General features: G+C 45.8%; 21 protein-coding genes and 1 pseudogene. 10 read left to right on the top strand and 12 right to left on the bottom strand.

The window, feature by feature from the left end; all coding sequences use genetic code 11:
* Positions 1–132 precede the first annotated feature (132 nt).
* Together KO518_RS17640 and KO518_RS17645 are read left to right on the top strand one after the other, a co-directional pair.
* The gene (locus KO518_RS17640) at positions 133–1,056 is read left to right on the top strand and encodes an AraC family transcriptional regulator (protein WP_252736266.1); all 924 of its coding nucleotides are present in this window, start codon (positions 133–135) and stop codon (positions 1,054–1,056) included.
* 265 nt (positions 1,057–1,321) lie between these two features.
* A complete protein-coding gene (locus KO518_RS17645) occupies positions 1,322–2,464 on the top strand; it encodes an alpha/beta hydrolase-fold protein (RefSeq protein ID WP_216027177.1) in 1,143 nt (380 codons plus the stop codon).
* A 171-nt stretch (positions 2,465–2,635) separates the two neighbouring features.
* On the opposite strand, the gene KO518_RS17650 is transcribed toward KO518_RS17645, so the two are convergent.
* The 7 genes from KO518_RS17650 to KO518_RS17680 form a co-directional block, all read right to left on the bottom strand.
* Positions 2,636–3,076, bottom strand: coding sequence for a helix-turn-helix domain-containing protein (locus KO518_RS17650; protein WP_252736267.1), 441 nt, complete (start codon positions 3,074–3,076; stop codon positions 2,636–2,638).
* A gap of 281 nt (positions 3,077–3,357) precedes the next feature.
* Positions 3,358–4,329 carry an AraC family transcriptional regulator gene (locus KO518_RS17655; protein WP_216027178.1) on the bottom strand — a complete coding sequence of 324 codons (972 nt, stop codon included), beginning with the start codon at positions 4,327–4,329 and terminating at the stop codon, positions 3,358–3,360.
* 31 nt (positions 4,330–4,360) lie between these two features.
* A complete protein-coding gene (locus tag KO518_RS17660; protein ID WP_216027179.1) occupies positions 4,361–4,795 on the bottom strand; it encodes an anthrone oxygenase family protein in 435 nt (144 codons plus the stop codon).
* Positions 4,788–5,624 carry an NmrA family NAD(P)-binding protein gene (locus tag KO518_RS17665; RefSeq protein ID WP_216027180.1) on the bottom strand — a complete coding sequence of 279 codons (837 nt, stop codon included), beginning with the start codon at positions 5,622–5,624 and terminating at the stop codon, positions 4,788–4,790. The genes KO518_RS17660 and KO518_RS17665 overlap by 8 nt, the downstream gene beginning before the upstream one ends.
* Positions 5,625–5,878: 254 nt before the next feature.
* Positions 5,879–7,126: a serine hydrolase gene (locus tag KO518_RS17670; protein ID WP_216027181.1), complete on the bottom strand. Its 1,248-nt coding sequence runs from the start codon at positions 7,124–7,126 to the stop codon at positions 5,879–5,881.
* Positions 7,127–7,284: 158 nt separating this feature from the next.
* Positions 7,285–7,815 (bottom strand): NADPH-dependent FMN reductase, encoded by a 531-nt coding sequence (locus KO518_RS17675; RefSeq protein WP_216027182.1) that lies wholly within the window; start codon positions 7,813–7,815, stop codon positions 7,285–7,287.
* A 49-nt stretch (positions 7,816–7,864) separates the two neighbouring features.
* Complete coding sequence (locus KO518_RS17680; protein WP_216027183.1) at positions 7,865–8,719, bottom strand: pirin family protein; 855 nt, start codon at positions 8,717–8,719, stop codon at positions 7,865–7,867.
* A 133-nt stretch (positions 8,720–8,852) separates the two neighbouring features.
* On the opposite strand from KO518_RS17680, the gene KO518_RS17685 reads away from it, so the two are divergent.
* The gene (locus KO518_RS17685; RefSeq protein WP_252736268.1) at positions 8,853–9,758 is read left to right on the top strand and encodes a LysR substrate-binding domain-containing protein; all 906 of its coding nucleotides are present in this window, start codon (positions 8,853–8,855) and stop codon (positions 9,756–9,758) included.
* Positions 9,759–9,898: 140 nt separating this feature from the next.
* Here the strand turns inward: KO518_RS17685 and KO518_RS17690 are convergent, their stop codons facing one another.
* The 4 genes and pseudogenes from KO518_RS17690 to KO518_RS20020 all read right to left on the bottom strand — a co-directional run.
* On the bottom strand, positions 9,899–11,383 hold the full coding sequence (locus tag KO518_RS17690) for a glycoside hydrolase family 130 protein (protein WP_216027184.1): 1,485 nt from the start codon (positions 11,381–11,383) through the stop codon (positions 9,899–9,901).
* 18 nt (positions 11,384–11,401) lie between these two features.
* Positions 11,402–12,415 (bottom strand): glycosyltransferase family 4 protein, encoded by a 1,014-nt coding sequence (locus KO518_RS17695; RefSeq protein WP_216027185.1) that lies wholly within the window; start codon positions 12,413–12,415, stop codon positions 11,402–11,404.
* Positions 12,412–14,745, bottom strand: a complete 2,334-nt coding sequence (locus KO518_RS17700; protein ID WP_216027186.1) for a glycosyltransferase family 4 protein — start codon at positions 14,743–14,745, stop codon at positions 12,412–12,414. Before KO518_RS17700 ends, KO518_RS17695 begins: the two co-directional genes overlap by 4 nt.
* Before the next feature lie 249 nt (positions 14,746–14,994).
* Positions 14,995–15,177 (bottom strand): annotated as a pseudogene (locus KO518_RS20020) (transposase family protein); the annotation flags it as partial.
* Here KO518_RS20020 and KO518_RS17705 point away from each other — a divergent pair.
* The 6 genes from KO518_RS17705 (at position 15,176) to KO518_RS17730 (ending at position 19,367) form a co-directional block, all read left to right on the top strand.
* Entirely contained in the window at positions 15,176–15,454 is a 279-nt protein-coding gene (locus KO518_RS17705) for an N-acetylmuramoyl-L-alanine amidase (protein WP_252736269.1), read from the top strand. The pseudogene KO518_RS20020 and the gene KO518_RS17705 sit on opposite strands and share 2 nt — an antisense overlap.
* A gap of 277 nt (positions 15,455–15,731) precedes the next feature.
* The gene (locus KO518_RS17710; protein ID WP_216027188.1) at positions 15,732–16,283 is read left to right on the top strand and encodes a GbsR/MarR family transcriptional regulator; all 552 of its coding nucleotides are present in this window, start codon (positions 15,732–15,734) and stop codon (positions 16,281–16,283) included.
* Between the two features lie 13 nt (positions 16,284–16,296).
* The gene (locus KO518_RS17715; RefSeq protein WP_216027189.1) at positions 16,297–17,661 is read left to right on the top strand and encodes a cytochrome ubiquinol oxidase subunit I; all 1,365 of its coding nucleotides are present in this window, start codon (positions 16,297–16,299) and stop codon (positions 17,659–17,661) included.
* 9 nt (positions 17,662–17,670) lie between these two features.
* Positions 17,671–18,681 carry a cytochrome d ubiquinol oxidase subunit II gene (locus KO518_RS17720; RefSeq protein ID WP_216027190.1) on the top strand — a complete coding sequence of 337 codons (1,011 nt, stop codon included), beginning with the start codon at positions 17,671–17,673 and terminating at the stop codon, positions 18,679–18,681.
* 236 nt (positions 18,682–18,917) lie between these two features.
* Positions 18,918–19,124 (top strand): hypothetical protein, encoded by a 207-nt coding sequence (locus tag KO518_RS17725; protein ID WP_216027191.1) that lies wholly within the window; start codon positions 18,918–18,920, stop codon positions 19,122–19,124.
* A gap of 63 nt (positions 19,125–19,187) precedes the next feature.
* Positions 19,188–19,367 (top strand): hypothetical protein, encoded by a 180-nt coding sequence (locus KO518_RS17730; protein WP_216027192.1) that lies wholly within the window; start codon positions 19,188–19,190, stop codon positions 19,365–19,367.
* Positions 19,368–19,446: 79 nt separating this feature from the next.
* Here KO518_RS17730 and KO518_RS17735 read toward each other — a convergent pair whose 3' ends face one another.
* Positions 19,447–20,190, bottom strand: coding sequence for a CBM9 family sugar-binding protein (locus KO518_RS17735; RefSeq protein ID WP_216027193.1), 744 nt, complete (start codon positions 20,188–20,190; stop codon positions 19,447–19,449).
* A gap of 235 nt (positions 20,191–20,425) precedes the next feature.
* Here KO518_RS17735 and KO518_RS20300 point away from each other — a divergent pair, with 235 nt between their 5' ends.
* Positions 20,426–21,136, top strand: a complete 711-nt coding sequence (locus tag KO518_RS20300; protein WP_216027194.1) for a 2OG-Fe(II) oxygenase family protein — start codon at positions 20,426–20,428, stop codon at positions 21,134–21,136.
* Positions 21,137–21,169: the final 33 nt, after the last annotated feature.

Consider the following 21,169-nt stretch of genomic DNA (forward strand, 5'->3'; position numbering starts at 1 on the left):
GGCAGAAAATCTCAGGTTATTGCACAATCCTATCAATTGCCCTATCAACTGTGACGAATGAACTTGTAAAAGGTAGACTAAAGCCAGTCAACGAGCGTGTTGATTCAATTCGAAAAGGGAAACGAAATGTGCTTGGCAGATACGACTGATGGCAAGGGGTTAACACTACTTCGTAAACGAATGGCGTCATGCTGGTTCAAGCACGGCTCCGACAATGCAATCGCGGGCTTGCGGCTAACACGGGCAACCGAACCAAGTGGCACTATTCGTGCACTCTATCAAACGTCATTTTGCCTCGTACTTCAAGGGGTTAAGCTCACTTCTGTGGGTGATCTTTCCGTGCAATATCAAACCGGTGATTGCCTGTTCGCTTCGGTCAACATGCCTGTAATATCACGTATCATTGAAGCCTCGCCAGACTATCCTTATCTCGCCCTCAGTCTGGAGATAGATCCAGCCATGTTGGCCGCGCTTTTAGCTGATTCCGCGGGAGTGGTTTCAGGCCAACAAACTAACCGCAATGGTCACCAGGCACTAAGGACGGCAAGAGCGCCTGACGATGTGTACGATCCTCTCATTCGCTTGTTGGAACTATTAGATCATCCGAAAGACATTGCAGTACTGGCGCCTCTAATACAGCGAGAACTCTGCTGGCGATTGCTCCGCTCGCCACTAGGCGTGGCGCTTCAGGAAACCGGTAACTCAGACAGTGAAACCGCCCGCATAGGTCGGGTCACTGCCTGGTTGCGGGAACATTATCACCAAACCTTTCCCGTGGCAGACCTTGCAGATATGGCCAATATGAGCCCGGCGTCGTTCTACCGGCATTTCAAGGCCATTACACAATTAACGCCGATCCAGTTTCAAAAGCTGGTACGCTTGCAGGAAGCCCGGCGATTACTGCTCACCGAGCACGAAGTGGCCAGTGTAGGTTATCAGGTTGGATACGAAAGTCCGTCTCAATTTAGTCGCGACTACCGCAAGTTATTTGGCGCTCCTCCCGGTAAAGACAAAGCCACAATGCGTTCTGACATTGCCATTGAAAGCCATGTTTGATCACAATGCACAACGATACACCCATTCTGGTTAGTCTGGCTTCCTGGCGAGAATTCGAAGGCGATGTTCAAAATGCCAATGTGGTTTTGAAGTAGTTTGGCTGAAGCACTTTGCCGCTGGGGCGTAGCTTGCCCTATCAATGACGTTTTTAGTACTTCCTGAATTATCAATACGATACGAAGTTCTTCGAGCCTGTTAAAGCAAAATACATTTGCATACACGCCATCAAATTTTTGCTAGAGTGAAAAAAACGCCAGGGATTGTCATGAATTTTTTCGGTTGGATATTAACGTTATTAGCTTGTCTCGCGTCTTCCCTTCCTTGCTTAGCAGACAGTTATGATTTAGTGCATATTGAGTCTGAAATACTTGACGAGCAGCGGCAGTACAACGTGTTACTGCCGAAGCATTATGCCGAAACTTCACAACATTACCCGGTGATTTATCGACTGGATGGTGCAGAAAATATTCCACTGATGAAGGAGGTGCTGAACAGGTTGCAAGAAGCTAATGCAGCACCTGAGGTTATCATTGTAGCTATTGAAAATACCGATAGGCTTCGCGATATGTACCCTACTGTTAATGAAGACACCAATGGCCCAGTTGGTTTGGGAGGTGGCGCTGATAAATTTCTTGCGTTTATCGAACAGGAACTGATCCCTGATGTTGAGAAACGTTACCGGACACACTCAACACGCATCATAGCTGGCGCCTCGGCTGCCGGTACGTTTAGTGTTTACGCTATGCAACAACGGCCTGGGCTATTCGATGCTCATATCGCTTATAGCCCGGCAGTATGGTGGAACACTGGGGCGATGGTCAAAAGAACGGAACAATGGTTAGCAACTCACCCTGCAAAACCCACTTATCTCTTTATGAATATGGGTAATGAGGGTTTGCCGATGCGCCCCTATTACGATGCGCTTTTGTCTGCGTTTACAAATAATGAAAACCACAATATAAAATTAGTGGTAAACGAACATCCTGGAGTGGCTCATGGATTAACCGCTACAGCGGGGATCTTCAACGCGTATCAGTCATTTTTTATGAACAAGGTATTTGCCCGGGAGCACGTCACTGCCGATATGCAGGTAATCGACAGCTACTATTTGCAACTGGGCAAGCAGTGGGGTGTAGATCCTACCCCACCAGAGAATGTAGTGCGTGAATTAGGATATTACTTTAGCTGGCAACAGCACCCAGATATCGCAATGCAATTGTTCAAGCATAATCTGTCTCATCATCCGCAAAACCCTGATGCAATTACAGGCGTTGCGTATGGTTATGAGGCGCAGAATAACCTCGCCCAAGCGCTGAATTACGCAGAAAGAGCGTTGGCTGCGGCCCCTAAAGACCACCCTTATTACGATTATTTTGTGAAGAATGTCGCGCGTTTGCGATCTCAATAGCGTTTTAAAACGATGTATTGCAAAAGTAGACCAAAGCGCCACATGCTTTTTCAGCGGGGGTGATACCAAGACATATCGGGAAAGTCTATGTGCTGTTGAGTAAAACACTAGGCGACGACATAGTTCAAATGATTTGTATAGACTGCTATGAAGCCACCCATAATACACAAGCTACCAAAGCCGTTTGTTATCAACCCAGCGCACCGCGTATGCAAACCATCCAACAGCGGCAAGGTATACGCCTAACCACATGAAAGCGGCAATACTCATTGGGTCACCCCAACCACTGGTTAGATAAAATGCAATACCACACACTATTAAAAGCACAATACTTATTATCGCATGATGTCTCTCTTTGATCCCCCAGAGGGAATATGAGATGTACCTGGGTACCTTTTGCCAAGCTCCTGAATGTTTATCGATCATTGTTACTCTCTCTGTTAATTCATCCGTATGTACTTCAAAAACAGCAGAAAGGGATTTAAGTGTTTCACGACTTGCAGGGTTACCTGCTTCAACGCGCTGAATTGTTCGCAAGCTCAAACCCGCCATAGTTGCCAGCTGTTCTTGTGACCAATTGCGTTGCTCTCTGAGTTTTTTAACGTTTATCATCACTGCCTCCTGTTCGCAGATAAATTAGGTGAAAGACACTGCTGTCGGTGACGACATTTGCACGACAAACTGTGAAGATACGATTGCTATAGCTGACGTCAGAACTGTCTGGAAGTAAACAAACGCTACTTTGTCGTTCAGCACGCTTTCAATATGTCAAAATCAGTATATGGATTGCTAGGGGTAGGAACTTGACGCGTCGAATACAACTTTTTGCAGATCGTACAAAGCGTTCCATTAGCTAAGAGCTGCAACGGAAATACAATTAGAAACCTGGGCAACTACATTGCCATTTGATACGCTTTTCTGACTTCAGTAGGACTTTTACCCATAACTTTTTTAAAGGCACGCGAAAAAGCGGCTTCAGACTGATAACCAATATCAAGCCCTATCATCAAAATAGAATCTTTTGATAGCTGCAAACGTGAATACGCTAACGACATGCGCCATTCAGTGAGATACTCTATAGGCGTATTGCCCACCAGTTTTTTAAACTGATTGGCAAAACTCGTTCTCGACATACCAATTCGCTGAGCGAGCTCGTCGAGCGACCAATGATGCGCAGGCGCATCGTGAATAAGCTTTAACGCCTTACCGATGCGGTCGTCTTCCAAGGCACCCAACCAGCCTGTTTTATCATCGCCCAACTCCTGCAAATAACGCCGCATGGCGGTTATGACCATGATGTCGGCTAATCGCGCTATCACCGCTTCTGCACCAATGCCAATTTGGTTGGTCTCACTCTTCAACAAATCCGCGATATTCTCAACAATGCTGTCTGGAGTACTGTTGTTACGTCGGATAAGAATAGATGAAGGTAGAATACCGAGTAGTTTAATTGCCAGTGGGTGTTGAAACAGCAAAACCCCACAAACCATTGAAGTAGGTGTTCCTGAGCCACCATACTCGAGAGTCTCATAGCGCTCTGTCACAGTTTTTATCGGTAAGTCATGTAGCGGGGTAAAAAATGAACATGAACCATCACTGAGCCTATGTCCTTCACCTTTGGGATACAACATAAAGTCACCGCCATGTAAGGTTACCTTCTCAGGGCCATTGTGGAACGTAGCTTCACCTTCCAATACTAAGTGGAACATCATGCAGTTATGCATCGGGGGCATTTCCATGGCCCAGGGCGCGGTTAGAATAGATTGGGTGAAAAAGGCGCTTTCCATTCGCAAACTGTCTAGCAATCGGCCAATGGGCTCATCGCTAATAGGTGTGTTAACGCGATTTTTGTAATCAAAATTCATTTTTTTCACCTCTAGCACTTTAAATAACGTTTTAGACAGACAACATAAAGCCTGACAACACCGCACTTATAGTGCGTACATGATTCCAACGAACCCATCGGTTTAAATACACTTGCCATACATTCTGGAGATTTGCTTTGGGAGCATCTCTAAGTCCATTGTTAAGCGGTACATTAAACAGCATAGTGACAAGTGTAGTACCCGCGAAAAACAGCAATCCACCCAGTGCTTGAACTCCAGAATATACGAAGAAAAAATACAGCCCTGAAATACCCGATAAAACAAACAACGCCAAAAAAATCGGATTCAATATTTGACGGTTTATTTCAATCATAACGGATGCCCCGGAAAAATTTCCCGCCAGTACAGTCATTATGGTATTACTGAAAATAAAGTACAGGCCCACCATAATCACTATGGACAAGTGCATGATCCCTTCAGTAATAGTCAGTGCAAAATCAAACATGAGAGCCTCTGCCAAAATGGTTCTGATTAGCAATCACAAACTGTTCAAAAGTTTTTGCAGATCTACCTAAGGCTTGCTCAACACCGTCTACTGCATAAGCGTTTCTGCCATCGAGTACTTCAGTGAACAAATAGGTCAGCATATCTATAACGTGACTATCAACCTTCTGATCCCGGAGTGTTGCTACGAAGTCAGATAGGGACACTTCGACGAAAGAAATCGGGGTTTGCAGTACTTTTGAGAAAATATCGGCTAATTGGGCAAAACTCAGTAACTCGGGGCCGGTCACCTCATAAAGCTTACCGTTGTGGCGCTCATCAAGCAGTGACGCAACAACAACGTCACAAATATCATCCACATCCACAAAAGGCTCACCCACTGCACCAACTGGCAGCTCTATTGTCCCGGCCACAATAAAGTTGTGGAACATACCTTCAGAGAAATTCTGATTAAACCAGCTGGCTCTAACAATTGTATTACTTAAGTCTGACGTTTGAACGATTTCCTCACACACCTGTGCCGCAGGCTCACCTCTGCCAGAGAGCAGTGTGATGTGCTTTACGCCTTTGATTTTGGCTAGTGCGCAGAACTTCGCGATATCATCAGGAGCTTGGGGCATCGCTAGATCTGGATAATAAGTTAAGTAGACTGCATCAACACCTAGTAGCGCCCTTGCCCAGGTTTCTGGTGCTTGCCAGTCAAAGTGGATCTCACCATTGCGACTCGCGCCTTGCACGTCTAAACCCAAATCATGCAATTTTTGATAAACCCGAGAACCGGTTTTACCACTCGCACCAATTACTAAGTACTTGTTTGTGTTAAATTTCATTTCTGATTCACTCTTAATGATTAAAGTACAAACACTTTAATCCAGAGCGTTAAACCAATGTTTGCAGAGCGTATCTAATACTGTGCAGATCGTACTGACCTGCTTCAAAGTAATGTAAAACGCAGGCCTATAGCACGCGTACAGTGGCTCGCCCGTGAGCAAATGTACGCAACGTATAAGTGATAGCGATCGCGCTGGGCTTTAAACCCACCTGCTCCGGTCTTAAGTTAGAGGTGTTAAGAGCTGTTTTAGCGCTACTTTGGGGTACGTCTCTTGGTGACTGTGAAGTACACAATAAGCAAGATGACCCAGCCCACAGAGCCAACTATTATGGGTAGTAAGGAAGAATTGATTGCTCTATCTGAATAAATGAAATCAGGCTTTCCGCTTTGCCACAGCACCCATTCAAAGCCTATTTCTGATGCTAGGGTTTGGTGGCCGGAAACTAATGCAATATACCCATCACCCGACACAGGATTGATGCGGATACTGGTGTTGATGGCGGGGTCATTACTGCCATCGTGACCAATGACAAATTGACCATCGGCTAAAGGCGCATATAACATCGCACCGGGCCCCCAAATCGGTGCTCCCATTACGCTCGCCATAGGCGTAGACAAGGCCTCAATTAGTTGCGGCTCAGTGATAATTGATTGAAGTAATGCAACTAGATCATTAGCCGAAGTATTCATCGCAGTGGCTGCAGAAGACGCATATTGAAATGCTGCTGTTTGTTGCCCCATTGCATCGTAGAAAGGTGTACTATTTTCATCGGATTGAATGAAATCAAAGTTAGTTCGCGCCATGCCCCTGGGCGTAAAGACATTGTGCTTGACCCAGGCGGCATAGCTCTCACCTGTTACATCTTCAAGGAGCAACTCCAGCAATAGATAACTGCCGCCTGAATACTGAAACTCACTTCCCGGCGCGATCCCGACTACGATTTTCTTTTCACCAGCGGAGCTGCGAGGATTATTCAGCGACTCAACCAGGCTCGGCAAAGATTCATCTTGACTATAATCACCAAAACCTAAGCCATCGGTGAGTCCGCCAGTGTGACTTAACAAACGTGCAATAGTCACTTGGTCGTGGTCAAAATTACTGGGTGGCAAACTCCAGCGAGTAATGTAGTTTTCAACGGGATCATCTAGCTCAATTCTTTGCTGTTGGACCAGAGTATGAATAGATAATGCCGCGATAAATTTACTCATTGAAGCTGCTGGGAAAAGAGTATCACCATCGACGCTCGCGACGTCTGAACTTGCTGTTTGATAATGGCGCTCCACCACCTTGCCATTTTCCAAAAGTACTACTACACCATTGCCTTTCAAACTATCCGACACTGCTTGTTTCGCATAATCTATAAAGGCTTTATGATCATGTCGCGGCGCTACAGGTGTCATCCATACCCCTTCAAATGACAGGAGTGCAGCTACAGGTATCCACAGGATTGCAGGCACAAACATCAATACAGCTTTGCTAAATTTGTTTTGTATATTCATTTCGGAATCCTCAATGTGTAGCAGCTCTTTTCCAACCCACTGCCGAATATTTAAGTTGTAACAAGTCTAACTATCACAAAAATGTTCACTTGATTCTGCGTACAAAAAGCAATGCAGTCAGTGCAGCTTGTTAACTACAGACGCACTGAAAGATTGCGTTAGTTGAGTTCTAGAACTGCCAATGCAGCTTGCAGCTTTGCGTTCATTTCTGGGTTCGTTATTGTTCTCGAGTCCTGGTCAAAGTTTTCGTAAAAACTCGGAATTGAAAGCGATGCTTTTACTTGGCCGTCGAAAAAATGTGCGGACCCACTGGCCAAAGCCAACACGCTTTTTGCGCCCCCAGGGCCGGGTGAAGTCGCGAGCATAATTATCGGTTTTCCTTGATAAACCTTCATATTTACGCGCGTTGCCCAATCAAATAGATTCTTATAAGCAACGGTATAGTTGCCATTGTGCTCCGCGTAAGAAATGAGTAACGCATCGGCCTGCTGTATTTTGTAGAAAAAACTCGAAGCTGCTTCGGGGATACCGTAAGCCTCCTCGAGATCGCTGCTGTAAATTGGCATCTCATAGTCGTTGATGTCGATGACTTCTACATCATGCTGGGGCATCAATGATGTGGCGTAATTAATCAACTGTTTGTTAATCGATTTATGGCTATTGCTAGCAGGAATGGCTAATACTTTCATTGGAATATCCTAATTGGAGTTGATTGAAAACTTTGCTTGTAGCGAGCAACTAGTTAATGCTACCGAGCTTGCCAGCCGCAAAGTCAGCTTCGATCTGTACAATTTCTTCGTGAGAGCTCATAACAAAAGGCCCTTTTTGTACAAAAGGTTCGTTGACCGGCTGCCCCGTAAAGAGCGCAAAGTGCGTTTCGTTTGCAGAGCGATTATTTAACTGAAGCGTATTGACAGGCTGTTCGTTTAGTTGAGGTAACGCTATGGACTGTCCTTGGCTAAGGTTTTTCTTTTCACCATTGATTTCTAAACTAAGCTGTCCTTGTATGGCATATACCCATGCGCTATCGTACTCGTTTACTTGATGAGAAAACGAACCATTAGGAGCAATTGTTCCATCGAGAATTGTCATGGGTAACACGGGTGATTGTTTACCTTGCAAACCATTACTATCGCCAAGAACGATGCGTACCCGAACGCCTTTGTCCTGAAAGACTGGCATGTTCTGCGACTTTACATGTAATGATGAAGGCGCACTTTGCTTGAGGGCAGCTGGTAAATTAACAAAAACTTGAAGACCATGAATGTGAGCGCCTGGACGCGGAGATTCGTCGTGAACAACACCAGCCCCAGCATTTAGCCAATACAAGTCGCCAGGCATAAGATTGAAATCATTGCCCAGCGAGTCACGATTGCGAAACCCACCCCGACTATCTTCGAACAAAATCGATACCGCTGAAAGGCCTGCGTGTGGGTGAGCACCAAACGTGGGTTGCGTCATTCTGTAGTGATCAACCATCACCAGCGGATCCATTGCTCCAGAGAAATCTTTTTCTCTGAAAGCTAATGCGTTAAAGCCATTTCCAAGCTTAAGTATATTGCCGTTTATCGCTGAGGATACTTGTACAGTCATCGTTCTATCTCCCGATTCAGTGTTTTTTCATCACGGTTTAGATACTACCAATAGAACAATCAGGCCTTGTAGTGGCAATTTTTGAAATTACCGTTCTATAATTAGAACGACATAATTATTTGAGATTATTGGTATGATCGATTTGAACGACTACTTTTATTTTGTTCACGTTGTTGAAAAACGCGGCTTTTCACCAGCTGCTGCTGCACTCAACATGCCAAAATCTCGCCTTAGCCGACACGTTGCAAAGTTAGAAGAAAGACTGGCGACTAAGTTGATTCAAAGAACCTCTCGCCACTTTAGCGTGACAGAATCAGGGCATATTTTTTATCAGCATGCGCGCGCACTGTTGGATGAGATGGAAGCTGCGGAAGCCGCTATTCAAACCCGGAAGACTTCGTTAAGCGGACGGGTAACTATGAGTTGTTCGGTGGGAGTAGCCCAGTTCGCAATTAAATACTTAATCCCCGAGTTCTTACATACCAATCCCAAAGTAGAGCTAAAGCAGCAAGTTACTAATCAGGCGATTGATCTTGTGTCTTCAGGGGTAGATCTAGCCATTAGAGGGCATCTCGACGCACTACCAGACTCAAGTATTATTCAAAGACACTTAACCACTGTATCTTGGTATTTATTTGCGAGCCCTGAGTATTTATCGAAGACCGGGTGCCCCAAATCCCCGTATGATCTCTATAAAAGACCGAGCTTAAAGGTCGGTTGGCAGACTACTACGGGACATTGGACACTGGAAAATACTGAAGGTGTAAAAACCACAATCCCCTTTAGTCCACAATTTTGTAGTGACGATATGGGTACATTAAAACACGCCGCTGAAAAGGGACTTGGCTTGGTCAGTTTACCAGCCTATGTGTGCCGCGAAGAACTACAACAAGGGACATTAGTAAGAGTGTTGCCTGATTGGATTTCCGGTAAAGCACAACTGAGCTTGATGATGCCCTCGCGCAAAGGTCAACCAGCTTCTGTAAGAGCGTTCGCAGATTATTTACTTGAGAACTTCGATGACAGAATTGGGGATTAATTGCAGTACTGGCGCCTCTAATACAGCGAGAACTCTGCTGGCGATTGCTCCGCTCGCCACTAGGCGTGGCGCTTCAGGAAACCGGTAACTCAGACAGTGAAACCGCCCGCTCTTCTCAACGCGAGCTACCGCCTCTCGAATTAGATCTTATCCATGCTTTCCAGTAACTCCTTCACGTTTACACTGACAAGGCCGCTGCTAATATCGGACATGGCATATGGCAAAATAAGTTCGTTTCGATGTACTAATGCGCCGCAACTGTAGACTACGTTGGGCACATAGCCTTCCCGCTCTTGTTCATGGGGGCGAAGTAAGGGGTGAGATAATTTTGCAATCACACGGCGAGGATCATCGAGATCGAGTAACACTGCACCAATGGAATATTCCCGCATAGGCCCCACGCCATGAGTTAGCACAAGCCAGCCTGCTTCCGTTTCTATGGGAGAGCCGCAATTGCCCAACTGTATGAATTCCCAAGGTTGCTCGGGGGTTTGCACTAACGTCGCGTTTCCCCAATGAGACAGTGTGTCGGAATACATGATGTAGTTGTTCTCACCGTCCAAACGCCCCAACATGGCGTATTTCCCATTTACCTTGCGAGGGAAAAGGGCCATTCCCTTATTTTGCGCCGCATTACCGCTAAATGTGGAAATTTTGAAATGTGAAAAATCACGGGTTTCCATGAGTTGTGGCAAAATATTATGCCCGTCATAAGCGGTATAAGTGGCGTAGTAGGTTTGTTGATTTTCATCATTAAATTCCACAAAACGCGCATCTTCAATGCCTGCCACTTCGCTCGGCGAAAGGGGAAAGATAACGCGTTCTGAAATGCTGCGGGTTTTGTGAAAATTGATCTCGTAATTAGCGTGAGCAACTAACTGAACAGTATGTAAACACTGCCCGTATTCGTCACCGACATTCCGCGATAACATGTCCACGACCGCATTGTCGATTTCCCGCAGTGTAAAGCGCTCTGGCAGGCGGTTCAATAAATCGTTGAGCGCTTTTTTTTCTGGTGTAAAAGAGTAAACACGTTGAAAAAATGTCGCTTTATCAAATAGTGTTTCGTTTTTTTGTAGTGGCATTTCTACAATATCACTTACCGGATCGAATAAGATACTGCCATCTTCTTTAATGATACCGCTGCGAAAACACAAAGACGAAATATGCCCTTCACCAACGGCCCGCAAACTCATTACAAAGCGGAGTTCATGGGGCCCAAGATTACTTTGGTCTGGGTGCCTGACTATAGAGGGATTAAACAGTGCCGCCGACGAAACGGCATACTCCATTGTAAAATACGCCCCCAGCAGCATCTTCTGATTGGCCGACAAGGTTAGATTGCTCGGCGCATAGGGTTCTACCAACTTAAAGTTGGCGTCCAATATACTGTTAAGATCGCGGTGACGTTCTGAAAAATCCAGCCGCAAGCGGTCTAACAATTTATTTGCATCCTGTTTCGATAAACCCAATACCCGATTGATAATTGCTTGTATACGGCTCGGTCCTCCCGAAGGTATGTGAGGCCGGCAAATTACCAATGAGGGATCGGGGTGTAATTTCCATTTGCGACGTTTAATACTGAGTTCGTGTTTCGGGATTTCTGAAGTATTAACACTGTTCATTACATTTCCATCGTATTGCTATTGTTGGGCAAGGATTTTTTTGTAAACAGTAAGGTAATTATCAACCATGGCATCAGCGCTAAAATGTTGTCTTACATGGTCTTGGCACTTTTCTCGTGCTATATCATCAATGCGGTCGACGGCCCGCACAGCTTCATTCGTGTTGGTACACAAATAGCCATTTTCGCCGTGTTTGATTAGCTCTGGCATACTGCCGCGGTTAAAGGCAATCACCGGCGTACCGCACGCCATAGATTCGATGACAGACAGACCGAATGGCTCATCGAATTGAATGGGATGAAGCAACGCTGCCGCGCGGCTGAGCAAGGTATTTCTTTGTACCGGATCAGCCACACCAACATATTGAATTTGATCGCAGCTTAAGGCTGGCTTGATAAATCTGTCAAAATACGCTTCATCCTGGATTATCCCCGCCATGATCAGACGTTTACCACTGCGCTTGGCAATATCGATGGCTTCTTTGGCACCTTTGTCATTGTGAATACGGCCAAAAAACACCAGGTAGTCATCATGTTTGTGGTGAAATTCGAACTGGGATAAATCAATGCCGTGATACACGGTATCAATATAATTAAGTGCCGAAGCGCGATCGCTGTTTGAAATAGAAACAAAATGGGTGTTTTTGTTATATTTTTTATAGACAGGCAAGATGTCTTTAGATGAAAAGCCATGAATGGTGGTGACCACTGGCGTTTTCGTCATGTGGCTATAACTCAGGGGCAGGAAATCAAAATGATTGTGAATAATGTCAAATTCATCCCCTTGTTCAAAGACCTCGGCAATATGCAAGCATTCCCATACTTTAGGAATAAGGGTTTTATCTTCTTCGTAACCGTGAAGGCATACTGATTTTAAATTTGCCGCGGTAATGGAATCGCCGGTGGCAAATAAGGTCACATCCTCACCTCGGGCAACTAAGCCTTCGGTGAGAATAGAGACCACACTTTCCCAAGGTCCGTAATGACGAGGAGGCGTTCGCCATGCAATAGGAGAAAGCATTGCTATCTTCATAGTGAAATCGCCTTCTCTGAAGTATTCTTGGGTTGCTCAGTTAAATTGTCTTCAGCATGTGATATGTGCATGGCAACTAACGATTGTAACCAAGACAAGGTGGATTCAGCCCCCTGGTTAAGATTAACACCATGGCTTTCTAAGCCGTCATAACATCCGCCGGTTTTCGCATCGTACAGGGCGATATTTAAATCATTGTTACCTAAATACCAGTTGAATGAATTAACGGCGCGATCACGCCAGTGGGTTTCCTTAGTAACCGTGTAGGCAAGCAAGCAGGCCTGCAGACTCGCGCAGGCTTCTAATGGTTGCTGGTCAAAGCGGGCACGTTCAGCATTCTTCTCATACCAACCATTACACCCGATGGGAACAAACACATCGTTTTCAAACTGTATATTCATCAGCCAATCCAGAGAATGTAGGCCAACGTCAATCATATCCTGGCGTTCGAGGGTTTGGCCGCATTCAATTAAACTTTGGCAAAGGCGGGCGTTATCATAAGTCAGGGTATTTTCCGGCCAGCACCACTGTACGTTTTTGTTTTCAGTGCGGGAAAAGGCAGAAAACAATCGCTCAGAGAGTTTTTCCAGTAATCGACGAACTTCAGAGTCGCCTGAAAATACACGCAAATAGGCGGTGCAACCGAGTAGGGTAAACGCAATACCGCGCAGTGAGTTAAAGCCCTCCGTCACCTCTAAACCCCGTTTAAAAAGATGGGAGGCGAAAGGTTGTTGTCTGGCGCCACTAAATAGGGAAACCGCTTTACCCAGTGCCCATGTGGCGCGCCCATGGGCATCTTCAGAGCCAGCCTTTTCCAGCCAGACCCGATCATAGCTCATGAAATTGCGAAAATAGCCATTTTCATCATTAAAGGCGTGGCTTAAAAACGACAGATAGGTATCGCTAAGTTTGCGGCATTGCTCGGAGTGAACAAAATTGTTGTGAAGGGCCTCAACAACTACCATCAAAGCGCGGGCGTTGTCATCGGTACAATAACCATGGCGACGATCAACGATTGTGTATTTTGCATGTTGCAGCATGCCGGTGTCATCACTTAAAGCAAAAAGGTGATCAAAGCGTATTTCGGGTAACTGAGTGAGCTGTGCGGTTCTTGTATCTAAGGAAGATTGTGTTTGTTGTGGTTTAGGCTCCCGTGAACGAGAGTATACGGCGTCGTTAAAGACTTCCATATAGGATGCGGCAACCTCGCGCCAGCGAGCAGAGCGGGTAAAATCATATGCTCTTTTACGGGTTTGATGACGCAAATCTTCGTGTTCAAGGTATTCAAGCACGGCATCGCTAATGGCTTGTGCGTTTTTAAACGGTACCAGCGTACCGCGACCATCAGCCAGCATTTCTTCAGCGTACCAATAAGGCGTCGAGATCACCGGTTTACCTGTTCCCATCGCGTAGGCCAGTGTGCCGGAGGTAATTTGTGCTTCGCCGATATAGGGGGTGATGTAAATATCTGCGGCAGCCAGATATTCACAAAGCTCTTCCTGGGTGACAAAACGGTTGTGAAAGATAACATGCTGTTCCAGTTTTAATTGTCGTACCAGGTTTTGTAATTTTAAACGATAGTGTTCCCCTTCATCGCGCAAAATGTTGGGATGGGTAGCGCCCAGCACCACGTAAACAATATCTGGATACTTCTCAACAATTTCAGGCAGGGCTTTTATGGCATATTCAATGCCCTTGTTTTGTGAAAGTAACCCGAAGGTCAGTAGGACTTTTTTCCCCATAACCCCAAATTGTTCTTTGTAATAATTTGGATCTACAAAGGGAATATCAGGAATGCCATGGGGGATGAATGCGATTTTTTTATCAGGAATATCATAGACCTCACGAAGAATATCCACAGCTTTATGGCTCATAACAACTAATCGATCTGAGCGTTCTGCGATTTTCAACATCACATGTCTGTAGTCGCTGGGTGGATTGGTTAACACCGTATGCAGAGTTGTTACAATGGGCGCGCGGGCCTCTTGCATCAGTTTTAATAAGTTACTGCCCGCGGCACCACCAAATATGCCGAATTCGTGTTGAATGCAAATCACATCGGGCTGATTAATATTGAGAAAATCTGCGGCGAGGGAGTAATCCTTGAGATTATTTTGACTCAGTTCAAAACGCACTACATCAGGGTATTTGTACCTGTGATGCTGATCGTTCATGGCCATTGTCCAGCAATCTGTACTGGGAAAGGTGTCAGAAACCGCATTGACAAGGTGGGTGGTAAAAGTGGCAATGCCACAGTGCCGTGGTAGGTAGTTACCGATAAAAGTGATTGAATTAATCGACGAAAATTGTTTCGATATTTTCGTATTCATGAAAACGTTCTCTCCATGCTTAGCAATCAAAACAGGTCTGCCCTTGCCATGATCCAATACAGCCGAAAAGAAATGATCAATGCAAGGCCAAGGAATTGAGGTTGTATTCAGCCTACAAAAATCTTAAAGAGATATAAGGAACACCAACCTCACTTTCAAGTATGGGGTTAGCGTATTTTTAGATATTTTTTTGTATAGCGGGCTTTTTTAGATCGCCTCCTGCCCCCTACATGGCCAGGGCGGGATTGGGCTTTGGTTAATATTCGCGATGCAATAGCGACGGGGAAATATCATTGTCAAAACGGCTATACTGCCTTAGCCAGTCCAGCTGCATTTCGCCACATTCCTGAATAGACTTCCCCCATCTGCACCGCTAAGCACCGCGATGAGTATGAGAAACATCACATCGATAAGGTCGTGTTTGACATGGATGTCTGTTCTGAGATCTTCGCTTTTTTCTAAGCTATTTGATTCAAGTGCAGGTAATAAATCTCCTTATACTGAAGCTCAGTATCAAGTACTCATTGAGCTACTTGCTCATCTATTACGGCAATATCACATGCCGAAAGAAGGCGTGCCGGGACATAGTGATATCGCTCCAGGCAGAAAAACTGATCCAGGCTGTTTATTTGATTGGCAGAGATTATACCGCGCCGGCGTGGCCCGACCAACACCAAGGGCAACGCGGTTGCGTGAACACATACGCTAAAACCCAATGTACTCAGTTGAAGGAAGCTAGTACAACTGAGAACACATTGGCACTTATTCCTGTTGAGAAATCTACTCAAGATCAACTAAACGTACAGAATCGAGGAAAATCATGAAGATTTCAAGAAATTGGTAAGGCTAGCAAGTACCAATATCCGCGGCGCTCAATTCAGTTCATTTCATCAAAGAACCCACACCTGACATTGATTTCATTTGATCTGGGTCAAATAAGATCATAAACTTTCAGTAATTTCTGAAACTTCAGCAGGCAGTAACACATGAAAATGTCACCACTTATTACTTCAGCCGTTATGCACTTCGGCGAAATGGGTAACCGATGGGGGTTCAACCGCACAGTGGGCCAGATATTGGCGCTCATTGTTTTAAACGAAGCGCCCCTTTCAGCCCAGGAGATTGCTGATGCTCTCAGTATTTCCAGGGGAAATACCAGCATGGGCTTGAAGGAGTTGCAATCCTGGCAACTGATTAAGCAACATCACGTACCCGGAGAACGCAAAGAGTTCTTTATTCCGGCAGGGTCGATTTGGGTGCTGGCCAATCGTGTGTTTGAAGAGCGGCGCAAACGGGAAATAGACCCAACCATGTCGTTGCTTCGCGATCTTATGATGGATTCTCCCACTGGCGAGAAAGATGCTGAAGTACAAGCGCGTCTTCACGAAATTCACGACCTGCTGGAATCAGTGACGGCGTGGTCGCAAGAGCTACAAAACTTAGGGCCAGAGAAACTCGACACCTTAATGAAACTAGGCGCAGGTGTAGGGCGTATTCTGGATTTCAAAGACAAGCTACTTCCTAGTAAATCCGAGTGATCAGGAGACTGTTGTGGATGCATTCATACTTTCAAGACTTCAGTTTGCACTGAATATTAGTTTTCATATTTTGTTCCCCACCATCACCATTGCGCTGGGGTGGTTTCTGTTTTATTTCAAGCTGCGTTCAAACCTAAGCGGTCACCCCGTGTGGATGCGTATCTATCGATTTTGGGTGCGGGTATTTGCACTTACTTTCGCGCTAGGTGTGGTATCTGGTGTCACTATGTCGTTTCAGTTCGGCACCAATTGGCCGGGCTTCATGGAGAAAGCCGGTAACGTTGCCGGGCCCCTATTGGGCTATGAAGTATTAACGGCGTTTTTCCTTGAAGCCACCTTCCTGGGGATCATGCTATTCGGTATTCGTCGTGTGCCCAACTGGCTACATACATTGTCTACCTTCGTTGTTGCGGCAGGTACAACCATGTCTGCCTTTTGGATATTGTCGTTAAACAGTTGGATGCAAACCCCGCAAGGGCACGAAGTCATAGACGGTGTTATTTACGCCAAAGACTGGTTTGCCATTATTTTTAATCCGTCATTTCCTTACCGTTTTGCACATATGTTGTTGGCATCAGGCTTAACTGCCAGTTTCCTCATTGCGGGCTTATCGGCGTACCGGCTTTATAAGGGGGACGACAAAATTGCGCCGAAGATTGCCCTTAAAACAGCTACCTATACCGCGGCGGTTTTAATTCCACTACAAATTCTGGCGGGTGATATGCACGGCTTGAACACCCTTGAACATCAGCCACAAAAAGTAGCAGCGATGGAAGGCGTTTGGCATACGGAACAAGGCGCACCTCTATTGTTATTCGCTATTCCAGATGAAGAGGCAAAAACCAATCATTTTGAGGTTGGCATCCCCAATATGGCGAGTTTTATTCTCACTCATGATATGGACGGAGAAATTAAAGGTTTAAACGAGTTTGAAGGTGAACACCCGCCAGTTGCCCCCGTATTTTACGCATTTCGGGTGATGGTAGGCATGGGTGTACTGATGCTGGCAGCTGCCTGGACCGGTGCCTATTACCTCTACCGGCGACATAGCTTGCCCTCATGGCTGACAAAGGTGTTTATCGCCATGAGTTTCAGCGGATGGATTGCCACTCTGGCAGGTTGGTATGTGACAGAAGTAGGCAGACAACCTTATTTGGTGAGTGGTGTACTTATGACTCGGGATGCAGTAACCGGCCTGCCTCCGGCCAACATTGCCCTGTCGTTTACGCTATATGCGGTTATTTACTCAGTGTTGTTGGTAGCCTACATGGGCACCCTTACTCTTATGTGTCGCAAAGCCGTGAACACTGCGGAAATCACCAACGAAGAGCGCCATAGTGTAAAGCTTGCGCGTTTTAATACCGTTCAGGCCAACTAGGAGATCGTTATGCCTTTTGAATCCTTGTCAACAGAAATGCTTGGGAATATCTACATAGGTTTGTTGGCACTGGCAGTGCTACTTTACGCTATTCTGGACGGTTACGATTTGGGCGTAGGTGTTTTATTCCCACCGCGAAACGAGCAATTTAAAGATGATATGGTGGCATCTATTGGGCCTTATTGGGACGCCAACGAAACCTGGCTGGTATTGGCGGTTGGCTTGCTGCTCATCGCTTTCCCACAAGCCCATAGTGAAGTGCTTCAGGCATTGTATTTGCCTGCTACCTTCATGTTACTTGGGCTTATCCTACGCGGCGTATCCTTTGATTTTCGCGCTAAGGTTGCGCAAACCAAGAAGAAAAAATGGGATACGTGTTTTAAATACGGCTCTCTGCTCACCACACTATCGCAAGGCTATATGCTTGGCATTTGGGTAACTGGTTTACGCAGTGATATTTACGCCCAGGGTTTTGCCCTACTGGCCGCATTTGGTGTTACGGCGGCGTATGCCTTTATCGGGGCGTGCTGGCTGATCCTTAAAACTGAAGGTGACCTCCAGCAAAAGGCATTTTACTGGGCAAAGCGCTGTTTGATGATATTGGGAAGCGGCATTATCGCGGTGAGTTTGCTCAATCTAACACTGCACGATAGTGTTCGCTCACTCTGGCTGGAGAGTCCAATAGGCCTGGTACTCATGACCATTCCTATACTGTGTTTTGCACTATTGTTGCTGTGCGGCGTGGTACTGAATAGATTGCCAGAAGCTGATGGCAAAGGTGAATGGCTACCCTTTGCGCTGGCATTGCTGGTTTTCGTGCTGTGCTTCGCGGCATTTGGGGTTAGCTACTATCCATATGTAGTGCCGGGTAAACTTACCATTATGGATGCGCTGGCCGATGCCAATTCACTGCGCTTTCTACTGGTAGGTACGGTAATCGTGGTGCCTTGTATTCTTGCCTATACCGCCATGGTTTATCGGATATTCTCCGGTAAATCGGAAAAGCTATCTTATTACTAAGGCAGCTAACATTCTAAACACTTTCGGGCGCAGGTATCAGTCAGATGCCAGCGCCCTGTTTGAAAGTCACTATTCTAGATGTCTTTCCATTTCATCGATCCAATCAATATTGTTTCGTCCAATTTTAAAAAGATATTCAACTATCTAAAAACAAAATAGCTTGCCAAATGTGGTATTGGCGGCAGGCATTAGCAACATCATTTTATTATTTTAATCACACGCAAAAGGTTCTCATTATGTTTGTATTCAGCGTTCTGTTTTTTGTCGCGCTCACCGTTCTTGCAATGATGCTGTCTGGCAACACAGGCGCATTTCTCGATGTACCATCATTAATTCTTACCCTGCCACCAGCACTTGTATTCACAGTGGCAGTGACTTCTGTTGGCAATGTAAAAGAGGCGTTTAGTTCTCTGCTTAGCAGTCACGCTGAGTCAATAGTTTAAATCAAGCAAAGTGTGAAAGTGTTTGAGGTACTGGGAAACTCGTGTTTATGGCTGGGAGCCATCATGACGGTACTCGGATGGGTTGCCATGGGCGCAGGCATAACCGAACCCGCGATATTTGGGCCAGCCTTTGCTGTGTCAGTGCTTACTCTTCTTTACGCCATGGCGGTGAAGCTGGTTTGTTATGTTGCACAGCAGCGCCTGCTATTTTTGGGGCAAGGCTTAACACCTACTACACCGTAGCTTTTATTGTAGAAGCTTACTTACTTTAAAATTGAAAAACCGCCTGGCTCATACCCGGCGGTTTTTGTATATCATCAGACTATTTTACCAGGGTGATTTTGCCAAACACAGAAGCATCTAAGTAACCTAAGTTTTTACTTCCGTTCACAGGCGTAATGGCGTGTGACCCTACAAAATGCTCACGAGTTTTACTGCCGTCGTTATCGCAATAGGCCAGCATAAAACCAAGCACATGGCCACTGTTGAGCATTAATGGCTCGCCAGGCTTATCGGTACTAAAAGTGTCAGGGTAAATATCAATTGCCACTTCCCAGGTAATAGTATGAGGCGCTTTTTCATCTCTACGCCACACACTCGTTACGTGGTCGTTAAGCAACACTACACCGTTACCATCGTTTTCGTCACCAAAATCAGCCACGTTGCCGTCAAGTGCAATATGGTAAGCAAAGGCATTGTAACTGAACTGGTGATTGCCACCGGACGCATCGGCATCAATAAACACTTCCAGGCAATCATCGTCCCAATATTTCACGGTTGGGTCAGGATGTGTATCAATGAGTACGTCGTCAACAATTTCAACCAGCAGATACAGTTTGCCTTCGTCCCAGGCTAGTTTAAACCGCCCGGAAAAATCTTCCGGCGAAGGCATGCTACCCACCATTAAGTGGTTCATTGGGTGCCAGTCTGCCTTTTGCCAAACAGCGTCATCGGCACTGCCATTCACATCAACGCCGTTGGTGGCAAAGGTGGCATCCATGGCATGGGCGAATGGAGAACATAAACCGCAAATTACAAGTGCGGCGCTTATCAGTGACTTTTTCATTCTGGTTCCTTGGTATAGAAAGAGTGCAGACGCTTGGACTTATTGACCCAAGTACGCGACAGAATTTTACATGCCAGTAGAACGATGTGAAACGTTTTATAAGGGTGCAATTCGATTGAGCAAGTTGCGGCATATCTGCTGCAGCTCATATTTTAGACTTTTGGCTAATTTACCTCAGCGACGTCAGTTTATAACTTGGGAAGGGAATATTCAGCAAGAATACCGGGGCTAGGGTGTGGAAATAGCAATTAATCGGAATATCGACACACAGGCGGCCAAACGTGCCTATAAAGAAACCGGTAAGGTTCAAATAGCCGATTTCTTCACTGAAGACACAGCCCGATATTTACTGGCGTGTATCGAGAGCAACAAAAACTGGTATTTCGCCTACAATGACAACAAAGGGTTTTACGAGTGTGACTATGCGAAAATTCTGGCGTTACCCGATGATGTGAACCAGCGCTGCTTGAACGAAATTTACCAACGCGCGACAAACCACTTTCAGTATGCCTTTGTGCAGTACTACATTTCACAGGCCATTGAGCTTGGCGAGAACCCCGGTCATCCGCTTCACGCGTTTGAACGTTTTGTTAACAGCGAGGATTATCTGAGCCTTATGCGTGAAATTACCGGAGAAACAGCGATCCGCAAAGCCGATAGCTACGCTTCAATGTACGATAAAGGGCACTTTCTTACCGACCACAACGACACCCACAGTAAGCACAATCGCGTGGCTGCCTGTACATTCGGGTTTAGTGAAAACTGGAACATGAACTGGGGTGGGCATACAGTGTTTTTCGACGACCAAGGCAACCTCAAACAAGGCTTCAAACCTGCGTTTAATACTCTCACCCTGTTCCGTATACCGCAAGATCATGCCGTACAGATGGTGACACCCTTCGCCGGTGCAAAACGCTATTCGCTATTAAGCTGGTTGCACCGTTGAGAAAATTCTCATTCTTAATAAAGATAGTAAGCC

The organism is Aestuariibacter sp. A3R04 (assembly GCF_018860805.1).
Taxonomy (GTDB): Bacteria; Pseudomonadota; Gammaproteobacteria; order Enterobacterales; family Alteromonadaceae; genus Alteromonas.

What these genes read in the sequence shown, in the direction of transcription:
- KO518_RS17735 (WP_216027193.1), bottom strand. Translation starts at nt 20,190, where the DNA reads ATGAAAAAGTCACTGATAAGCGCCGCACTTGTAATTTGCGGTTTATGT.
- KO518_RS17665 (WP_216027180.1), bottom strand. Translation starts at nt 5,624, where the DNA reads ATGAAATTTAACACAAACAAGTACTTAGTAATTGGTGCGAGTGGTAAA.
- KO518_RS17695 (WP_216027185.1), bottom strand. Translation starts at nt 12,415, where the DNA reads ATGAAGATAGCAATGCTTTCTCCTATTGCATGGCGAACGCCTCCTCGT.
- KO518_RS17660 (WP_216027179.1), bottom strand. Translation starts at nt 4,795, where the DNA reads ATGTTTGATTTTGCACTGACTATTACTGAAGGGATCATGCACTTGTCC.
- KO518_RS17720 (WP_216027190.1), top strand. Translation starts at nt 17,671, where the DNA reads ATGCCTTTTGAATCCTTGTCAACAGAAATGCTTGGGAATATCTACATA.
- KO518_RS17710 (WP_216027188.1), top strand. Translation starts at nt 15,732, where the DNA reads ATGAAAATGTCACCACTTATTACTTCAGCCGTTATGCACTTCGGCGAA.
- KO518_RS17675 (WP_216027182.1), bottom strand. Translation starts at nt 7,815, where the DNA reads ATGAAAGTATTAGCCATTCCTGCTAGCAATAGCCATAAATCGATTAAC.
- KO518_RS17680 (WP_216027183.1), bottom strand. Translation starts at nt 8,719, where the DNA reads ATGACTGTACAAGTATCCTCAGCGATAAACGGCAATATACTTAAGCTT.
- KO518_RS17705 (WP_252736269.1), top strand. Translation starts at nt 15,176, where the DNA reads ATGTCTGTTCTGAGATCTTCGCTTTTTTCTAAGCTATTTGATTCAAGT.
- KO518_RS17650 (WP_252736267.1), bottom strand. Translation starts at nt 3,076, where the DNA reads ATGATAAACGTTAAAAAACTCAGAGAGCAACGCAATTGGTCACAAGAA.
- KO518_RS17690 (WP_216027184.1), bottom strand. Translation starts at nt 11,383, where the DNA reads ATGAACAGTGTTAATACTTCAGAAATCCCGAAACACGAACTCAGTATT.
- KO518_RS17730 (WP_216027192.1), top strand. Translation starts at nt 19,188, where the DNA reads ATGACGGTACTCGGATGGGTTGCCATGGGCGCAGGCATAACCGAACCC.
- KO518_RS17700 (WP_216027186.1), bottom strand. Translation starts at nt 14,745, where the DNA reads ATGAATACGAAAATATCGAAACAATTTTCGTCGATTAATTCAATCACT.
- KO518_RS17645 (WP_216027177.1), top strand. Translation starts at nt 1,322, where the DNA reads ATGAATTTTTTCGGTTGGATATTAACGTTATTAGCTTGTCTCGCGTCT.
- KO518_RS17670 (WP_216027181.1), bottom strand. Translation starts at nt 7,126, where the DNA reads ATGAATATACAAAACAAATTTAGCAAAGCTGTATTGATGTTTGTGCCT.
- KO518_RS17685 (WP_252736268.1), top strand. Translation starts at nt 8,853, where the DNA reads ATGATCGATTTGAACGACTACTTTTATTTTGTTCACGTTGTTGAAAAA.
- KO518_RS17655 (WP_216027178.1), bottom strand. Translation starts at nt 4,329, where the DNA reads ATGAATTTTGATTACAAAAATCGCGTTAACACACCTATTAGCGATGAG.
- KO518_RS17725 (WP_216027191.1), top strand. Translation starts at nt 18,918, where the DNA reads ATGTTTGTATTCAGCGTTCTGTTTTTTGTCGCGCTCACCGTTCTTGCA.